Below are 6355 nucleotides of genomic sequence, written 5' to 3' on the forward strand. Positions count from 1 at the left end.
CTCGCGGGTGAATAGTTACCCCTGCGTTATTGACCTTACTCATATGACAATAGGAGGTAACGCTCTCCTTCCAACTAGCAGAGTACTAACATTCGCAAATTTAAGTCAAATTACGGTTAAGTGAATAATGTAGCTGTTCAGTCGTAACTCGCCTTAGGGCACTTCTTAGTTACGAAGTGCCAGCTGTGAAGGTTCTGGACACTTCCGTGTCAGTGAATCCGCTAATTTAGATATTTACGGATTACTTCCAGTACAGCGAATCGTACCATAGACGTTTGTTAAACTACTGATGTGTATAAAATTCTATACCCAAACGTAAACAACGATACTACCCAAAAACCATACCCCATAAGAAACATAGGAGTCGATTTGTAGATCGAACGTAGTCCAAGTAAATTCTTATCGATATCGTCTAATTCATGTAGCCTAGCTTTCTTCACATCGCCTTCAAGAAATGACTCTTCAAGGTCGAACTTAATGTCTTTAAGTACCTTCGTGAAAGTTGATTCAAACTTTTTGTCTTTCGAAATCTTTGATGAGAAAAATATTAAAACTAAGATGATTGCAATTATTTGAATAATTGGCTGGTCGACGCTCCAACAACCCAGCGTTGCAACAAACAGCCAAATCGCTTCTAAATTTAGTGTGTTATATCGCATCGTAATTTGTCCTCGTAGGTCTTCGATTCTTACGATAAAATCTCTTCTTACTTCATCTGTCATCTTATTTAAATTTCCTCGATTTTAGAAAAGTAGCTTAATGATTTATAGACGGACTTTTTCTTTCTATGTTGCTCTTATTTTTTATAGAACTCAATTGGTATCAGCTTGTTATGTGATTATATAGAGTTACGGGGGCGATTTACGGAAGAATCCGTATAAGAGACCAAAGTACGGATTAGATTAAATTGGTCTTTTGGTCCACTGACCAAGTCGTCCTTTTACTGGCTCTGAGAAGCTTTGGGGCAAAGGAGAGTTAGAACTAATTTTTTGTATGGGTTAACATCCGGCTCACACGCCGGTTTGAAGCCGCAATACGGTGAAAAAATGGTCACAGTGAGCCGATTGTCAGTGCGTGATTTCTAAAGCTGTGAATGACTATTTCCATATCTTATTAAAGACCGATATAAACATCGCAAAAAGCACAATCAGAAATGACGCAGCAGCGAATGCAGCTAGTCCAACGAACCAATCAGCCCAGCTGGGATAGGTTGCTTTCATCAGCGGCTTAAGGACAAGCTCGGCCAGTCCGGCAGCTCCCACTATACCAAACACAGCAGTCAACCATCGATCCATTCGAGACCGTCGCTTTTCGGCGTTATAACGTCGCTCATCCAAGTACCATCTAGCTTGCTCTTTACCTGACTCGATGAGTCCTGTTGTACCGGCAGCAGTCATCAAATACTCAAGCGCATCAGTAATCTCTCCCGCTTGGCTTGATTTGTGAATTACAGAATTGGCTTTGGCCAAAGTTTCGTACGCATACACAAGTTGTTCTTCTGTTGGGGGAGCTTCTGCTATGGCACATGCACGCGCAATTCGAATATTGTGGTACTCGAAGTGTTCTGCTCTAGCCTGATTCTCTATCAGATGTGCTCTTGTGTTGAGATCATCCCAAGTGTTGTCAGATGCGCCGGATGGCCGCAGCCACGTCCAGAGCAAAATCGCTCGATTTCCGTGTAAACAATAGTCCTCAAATAGACGAAGATCTGGAGGAAGATGTGGAGTATCAGTCACTCCAGCGGAGCGCAGCAGGACACGCGACATAGACTGGCTGTACATGTCAAATAATTGGTCCTTGGATTTAGGTTGATCGACAAATCGCATTAAGGAAATCGAGGGCCGACCTTGCCACAACTGAACACCCACTACACCATCATTCTTTTTGTAACTTGTTGAGACTACCAGTGAAGCTACGGCATTAGCGTAGATGGATCTGCAAAGGTCGATCGTTCCCTCCCACTCCGCTTGATCCTCCGAGCCCGCGATTTGATGCAGGAGCCATGGCTCTCCATCCAAATCAAAACGTCGTCCTTCTTTACTGAGAGAATTGTCGAGTGCAGTTCTTGCTGTTTGTCGCATCTTCTTAACGAGCTTACGTGCCTTTCGGTCAACTACACGTTGCCCACCAATGGAAATTTCACTCTCGTATGCACCAGGCAGAAGCAGCTCACCATCTATTTTTTGAAGTTCCGCTTTTACCCAAACAGATTTAAAATAGCGCTGGAACAAATTGACAACATCACTGATGAAATCTTCCTCGATCAAGTCGTCCCATGTCGTATCGAGTTGAAAGCTAATACACATGAGTCCGTCAGCATGAAGCTTTAGGCATGGGTAGACTGGCAGAGTCAAATCGTCATTCTCCAACACGACTGGAGGTAGTGAGGCTCGCAAATACGGAGCTACTTGCTCAACTTCATCGCCTTCGATGCGGCGCTCGTGAAACGCAAACTCCAAGCAGAAAGCAAGCTCCTTGGCGGTATACTTCGGCAAAGAGTCACTAAGCTGAACCGTCCAACTGTTATCCCATCGACGCCCCTCCGGACGAAGCCATTCGAGCTGGATTTCGCCATATTCGTCACGATATATGGCCTTCAAATCCGAAAAACAAACAGTCCTTACTATGCCTGCCTCTAGAAGTGCCTTAGCCGTTTTAAGAAGATCGACTTTGGTGACATCAAGGCCAATTGCGTAATTATAGAAGCAGTTCACTTGCTGTACCCGCAAGATTCCTGGTTCGGTCTTCATAGTTACCTCTCCAAACTGTGAATTGTGGGGCTAATTACATAGCCTAGGGAGTATGCGCTAACGCTAAAAACAGCAACACATTTATACCTTCGCCTAATTTTGCTTGTGTACGCTCTACATGAACTATGAAAACACTCTATGGGGAGCTCACCATTCAATAACATGCTGTTAACACACAACGGGGCAGAAGCTTGTTGATTGACTCTTACCTTCTCGACGAATAAAATGCTGATTCACCGGCAAAATCCGGTGACGGGTTTAGGACCCCGTTTAAACACTCGATACGAGCTATCACCTTAACGCGTGACAACTCGTGGTGCTTTAGTACACCTGAATTTCACGGTTTTGTCTATTTTTTAGACCAAACTAACCTAATGATGGTGGACTGAGCGAGGCTGACTTCGGTCAGGCCGTATCCGAGTGTACGGTAGTCCTAACCTTGTTCAGTTCACCACCCATTCTTAGGACCTCTGAGTGGTGAATACTTGTCAACAACACTCGGAGGCACTTATGCCTGTTACAATCGCTTATGACCCTCTCCTTTCCCAGAAAGCCCGTGAATATCTGATTCAATTGGAAGATTATTTAGTTCACACCAACCCTGAATCAAGTGATGTTACTGACGTGTTGCTCTATTTGAACAAGTTAATCACTATTCACGCCTCAATTGAGGAAAGCGACAACTGAGAAGCCAGATATGGAGATTAACGCTTTTGTTCAAAACTAAGCTAATCCAGAGCCACGTCAAGTGGCTCTTTCTGTGTCGCTCTCATACGCAACCATGATTCGGGGTAATTACCAGTTGGCAAAGTCAAACTCATCTCTGATGTGCCTAACTTCCTCATCAGTCAAAGTTGAATGACTGGATCCCTTGTTGCGATTTTTGACGATTTTTGTCTTGTTGATCCTTTTCTTGAGTGGTGTTTTATGGGGTGGCTTTTCGGGCTTACCAGATACGATGTCGCTCAATACATTGCCGATGTTCTGCACTGAATCCAGCACCTGAGTATCACTGACATGCGTATAACGAAGCGTTGATGATATACGCTGATGTCCTAGCAATTTTGCGACCATTGGCAAAGGATACCCTTCCATCACGGCATAGCTGGCGAAGGTATGCCGCAAGTCATGAATACGTACATCTTCGATGTTGGCAAGCTTTCGTACTCGCTGCCAGACGACGGACACTTTCATCTTCCGACACACATAACGACTGAGCGGCGAAAACACTTCATCCTGCACGTTGTTGATAGGTGTAGGATATCGCTTTCGTATCTGTCGCAACAGTGCTTGAGCCTCCTTTCCAACATACACTACCTTAGCTCCTGTTTTGCTGTCTGGTAAATGCCATTCGTCCCCTTTAACGTACGACCACTGTAATCCTGTGATTTCGGATATCCGGCACCCTGTCAGCAAAATCAAACGAAGCACCAGACAGCAGCACATTTCCATTTCGCCATTCTGACTTACGGTATTCAACGCGTTGTCAAGCTGAACCAGTTCGTCTTTGCTTAAAAACCGATTCAGTGTGCGCTTTCGATTTTGCTTAATACCATCACATGGATTAGAGCCACAATACCCATACTTCACAGCGGCACTGAATATTGAGCGAAGCACATCAATATTTCGGTTTGCAGCTCCAGTGAAAGTGCGACTGAGCTCATCGAACCAACGCTGCACATGACGACTATCTATACGATGAAGAGGATATCGACCAAACTCAGGGACTAAGTGACATCTTAATGCACTTCGTGCTATCCGCTGTGAGCTTGGCTTCCACATTGAACATACGTTAGACGACCACTCCTCTTGTACAAAGACATCAAACCGGACACTTCCTGTAATAGAACGGTTAGCGGTCTTTTCGATGTCACGTTTCACTTTTTCACGTGCTTGCCTTAAAAGCAAACTTTCAACAGGTGCTATCCGTTTCACGCCCTTCTCAGCTCTAATGACATAAAACAGAGAGGTCTCATTAACTTGCACCCCTAATCCAACTCGTTTGGTATCCCAGAGTGTATAGGGGATGACTTGTGGCTTTAAGCCGTCAACACGCTTTTGAGTGAGTTTTTCAAAATTCATGAGCGCATCCCCTTAGCTAACACCCCTGATACACAAGAAGCCGCTTGATGTATATCGGTGCGACTCAAATGTGCATACTTTAATGTGGTTTCGGGTTCAGCGTGACCAAGCAAACGACTGAGCACAAGAAGGTTGACCTTGGACTGTAACGCGATACTGGCGTAGGTATGGCGTAAATCATGTAATCTCACATCATCGAGTTTGGCTTCCTTTCGAATGATTGCCCAAGCTGCCGTTAACTGATTGCTCGACAAAGGCTTAGCGCTATCTTCACCATGAAATAGGTACTCCCCTTTAGATGACCACGCCTCAAGATAAGCTCTCACTTGGGAGCACAAGTAAACGGTCTTGGCTCCGGTCTTACTGTCCGGCAAATGCCAATGCCCTCCCCGATAGTCTTTCCATTGCAGTAAACGAACTTCTGAGCTTCGACAACCGGTATATATCAGCAAACGAATCACCATGACTACAACAGGATGGATATTCTCAAACTTGTTTAGAGCCCGCCACAATGACCGCAATTCATATGCATCTAGGTATCGCGTCTTGCCTTCTTCTTTGTAGCGTTTGAAATGACGACAAGGATTCGTATTGGGGTGTCGATATCCCCACAATTCGCACTGCTTCATCATCACCGACAACAAAACTAGCGCTTGATTAGCCGTACCTTTAATACGTGTCAGTTGTCCAAACCAACGTTCTATATCACTCCGTTCGAGCGTGTGAACTGGACGCTCCCCTAACATCGGTGCGATGTGCAACCGAAAGGCACTCTCATTCTTTTTTAAGGTTCTCGGTTTCCAGTGACGAGGATAACGGCGAAAGAACTCCTCAGAGAACACACTAAGCGTAATGTTCGGTAAGTCTTCAATGTCTTTTAGATATCGCGTGTGGTTAACTTCATCACGCACTTGCTTTCGAGCCTCTGATAATGAGAGTTCGTTGATGTTGCCTAACTTACGGTGCACTCGTATACCGTCGTGTTGGTAACGAATATAGAAGCTCTTCTTACCCGAGGGGTAAACCCGCAAGTAAAGCGCTGGCACCACCTCATCAAAGAACTCTTGAACTCGGCCAGTCAGGGCCACTTGGTCGATAAATGATGTTGTGAGTCGTATTTTATTCATTGTTTTTGCACCCTTTTTAGGGACACTCAATCGCCAAAACGCGACAAAAAGTGTCATTTCATTCAAGGGGATGACTTATTGACTCTATAACTTTCAATCAGTTACCGCAGACAACCACCCATAATCGACAGATTATGAAGTGGGGTGTGGGAAGAAATTGGAAGGCTCAAGGGCACTTTTTTGAATACACCCTGACTAATCTCTGTTTTCGCTAAGACCTTGGATTATCACCTAATAAAGCCCTTATTTAAAGGGATAGGGTGTAGATCGTCCCACACTACTTTTACATCATCGTTCTATTTTCTCTTGTAGGGCCATATTAAAACTAATAAAGATATCGGTAATTAAAGTGATGCCATGATAAATAAAAAACACATCAAACCTAGATTATGATTA

General features: G+C 44.4%; 5 protein-coding genes. 1 reads left to right on the forward strand and 4 read right to left on the reverse strand.

What is annotated here, in order from left to right; all coding sequences use genetic code 11:
- Positions 1 to 278: 278 nt before the first annotated feature.
- Positions 279 to 722, reverse strand: coding sequence for a hypothetical protein (locus tag HW45_RS03665; RefSeq protein ID WP_038224883.1), 444 nt, complete (start codon positions 720 to 722; stop codon positions 279 to 281).
- 375 nt (positions 723 to 1097) lie between these two features.
- The gene (locus HW45_RS03670; protein ID WP_051867732.1) at positions 1098 to 2750 is read right to left on the reverse strand and encodes a hypothetical protein; all 1653 of its coding nucleotides are present in this window, start codon (positions 2748 to 2750) and stop codon (positions 1098 to 1100) included.
- A 510-nt stretch (positions 2751 to 3260) separates the two neighbouring features.
- Here HW45_RS03670 and HW45_RS29480 point away from each other — a divergent pair.
- Entirely contained in the window at positions 3261 to 3437 is a 177-nt protein-coding gene (locus HW45_RS29480) for a hypothetical protein (protein ID WP_160171191.1), read from the forward strand.
- A gap of 108 nt (positions 3438 to 3545) precedes the next feature.
- On the opposite strand, the gene HW45_RS03675 is transcribed toward HW45_RS29480, so the two are convergent.
- The gene (locus HW45_RS03675) at positions 3546 to 4832 is read right to left on the reverse strand and encodes a tyrosine-type recombinase/integrase (protein WP_038224885.1); all 1287 of its coding nucleotides are present in this window, start codon (positions 4830 to 4832) and stop codon (positions 3546 to 3548) included.
- Entirely contained in the window at positions 4829 to 5959 is a 1131-nt protein-coding gene (locus HW45_RS03680) for a tyrosine-type recombinase/integrase (protein ID WP_038224889.1), read from the reverse strand. The genes HW45_RS03675 and HW45_RS03680 overlap by 4 nt, the downstream gene beginning before the upstream one ends.
- Positions 5960 to 6355: the final 396 nt, after the last annotated feature.

Origin of the sequence: Vibrio sp. ER1A (assembly GCF_000733315.1) — a bacterium.
In the GTDB taxonomy this organism is placed as follows: domain Bacteria; phylum Pseudomonadota; class Gammaproteobacteria; order Enterobacterales; family Vibrionaceae; genus Vibrio; species Vibrio mediterranei.

Coding starts and splice junctions, on each gene's coding strand:
- HW45_RS03670 (WP_051867732.1), bottom strand. CDS start 2,750: ATGAAGACCGAACCAGGAATCTTGCGGGTACAGCAAGTGAACTGCTTC.
- HW45_RS03675 (WP_038224885.1), bottom strand. CDS start 4,832: ATGAATTTTGAAAAACTCACTCAAAAGCGTGTTGACGGCTTAAAGCCA.
- HW45_RS29480 (WP_160171191.1), top strand. CDS start 3,261: ATGCCTGTTACAATCGCTTATGACCCTCTCCTTTCCCAGAAAGCCCGT.
- HW45_RS03665 (WP_038224883.1), bottom strand. CDS start 722: ATGACAGATGAAGTAAGAAGAGATTTTATCGTAAGAATCGAAGACCTA.
- HW45_RS03680 (WP_038224889.1), bottom strand. CDS start 5,959: ATGAATAAAATACGACTCACAACATCATTTATCGACCAAGTGGCCCTG.